This is a genomic window from Rhodovulum viride, from assembly GCF_003265965.1.
Classification (GTDB): domain Bacteria; phylum Pseudomonadota; class Alphaproteobacteria; order Rhodobacterales; family Rhodobacteraceae; genus Rhodovulum; species Rhodovulum kholense.
The window spans coordinates 1-536 of the sequence record NZ_MUAV01000171.1 but is presented as its reverse complement, the minus strand read 5'-3'; the positions used below and the strand labels follow the sequence as shown (position 1 = coordinate 536).

Sequence of the window (536 nt, the reverse complement as noted above, 5' to 3'; positions counted from 1 at the left end):
TCCCGTGCCTTGCGTTTGCCCGCCTCGGCCTCGGCGCGTCCCAGCGCCATGATCGCGGCCACCGCCGGATCGATCCGCCCCTTCGAGCGCGCCTTGTTGGGCTTGATGTTCTCGGCCGCATCCTCGTCGCGATGGACATTGCCCACCGCCCAGGCCAGCACCGGATTGCCGCCATGCCGGATCCGCCCCTGCGCCACCGCCCGCTCGAACCGCTTCATCGGCGAGGACATCGAGGCATAGCCCTGCCCGTGCTCGACCAGCGGAAACCGCCGCTTGACCAGCTCCTGCGCCACGTAACGCATGCCCCAGCGGTCATAGGACAGCTCGCGCAGATCGAAGCGGCCGCGGATCCATTCCAGCCGCTCGATCACCCGGTCCTCGTCGATCACGCCCCCGCCATGCACCTCCAGCCAGCCCTGATCGCGCCAGGCCACATACTCCCGCTTTTCCGATTGCGCCCGCGCGATGAAGCCCTTCGGCCCCGAGGGCAGGAAGGAATAGCTGATGAGGTACACCTGCCCGTCCTTCGGGATCGC

The 536-nt window shown here is 68.3% G+C and carries 1 protein-coding gene; it reads right to left on the bottom strand.

All coding sequences use genetic code 11. The annotated features are described in order from the left end of the window. Positions 1-536 (bottom strand): terminase TerL endonuclease subunit (locus tag BYZ73_RS21685; protein ID WP_220086893.1); only part of this gene is annotated, 536 nt, incomplete at both ends.